The organism is Nocardia tenerifensis NBRC 101015, from assembly GCF_000308715.1.
GTDB lineage: Bacteria > Actinomycetota > Actinomycetes > Mycobacteriales > Mycobacteriaceae > Nocardia > Nocardia tenerifensis.
The window spans coordinates 1-1155 of the sequence record NZ_BAGH01000455.1; the positions used below are offsets into that span (position 1 = coordinate 1).

1 protein-coding gene is annotated in these 1155 nt (G+C 57.9%); it reads right to left on the reverse strand.

From position 1 onward, the window contains the following. Positions 1-1082: hypothetical protein (locus ON39_RS33945; RefSeq protein WP_157195547.1), on the reverse strand; the 1082-nt coding region annotated here is incomplete at its 3' end. Positions 1083-1155: the final 73 nt, after the last annotated feature.

Genomic DNA, 1155 nt, shown 5'->3' on the forward strand with positions numbered 1-1155 from the left:
CCGTTGTTGTTGCCCGAGGGCTGCTTGTAGTTGTAGCTGCCCGGCAGATCACCACTGGCACCCGCGAGCTTGTTCGGATCGGTGAACACCGGAATAAGACCCGCCAACTGCTTGATCCCCGCCACATACCCCTTCTGCCCACTCGAACTGTCCCCCGAATCCCAAAAAGCCTGCACCCGAGGCAGATGCCGCGACGCATCCGTATCATTCCCATTATGGGCATCAACCTCTTTGACAGTCCCATCAGAATTGAAAACCAACTGATCATACCGAGGCAAATGCGACCACACAAAAGCATTGAAATTCGCCGTATTACCCACCACATTCGACATCGACACCATCCCCCGCTGCAACGTATCCGTCGCCTGCACATACCTCTCCAAAAACGCCACCGCCCGCTCCGCACCCACCCCCTCCCAATAATTCCCCTTGAACACATACCCCACCTCATCGGTGAACTTCTGCACCGACAACCGCCAAATCTCCGCCAACGCCCGCCACTCCCCCGCAATCCAAAACGTATTACCACCATTCGCCGCGATCATCGCCGCAATATTCGCGAAATCCAGCAACCCGAACGACTGACCACTCTCCACCACCCCCTCCACACTCCCCTTCGCCCCCACATCGAAACTCACCCCCGACCCCGCCGTCACCGGCAACCCCGGACCCGACTTCCAATCCGCAGGCGGCGTCGCATGAAACCCCGAAATCCTCGGCCACAAATCCGTCCCCACCGACGGCGGCCGAAACAACCCCGCACTATCATCATCCGTCCGAGAATAAGACTTATGCGCCGCAGCAAAAGTATCCGCCATCACCGACACAATCGCCTGATGATTCCGCAACACATCAACCAACTCATGCGTCCGCTTACGATCGAACTTCTCGAACAACAACGCCATACTCGACAACGTCGTCACCACCTGCCGCGCCGCCGGCTGCGACGGCTTGTTATCAAACGTCCACACCGTCGCCGGAAAATGCTTCCCCACCGCATCAACAAAACCCATGATATCGGCCACAAAAACCTCACACGCCGACACAATCTTCCGCAACCCCACCCCATCCACATTCAACAACCGCAACCTGCCGTCCCGCGCACCCTTCAACAACCCAGACCACTCGGTCTGATCGAAACCAGGCCCACCCGAC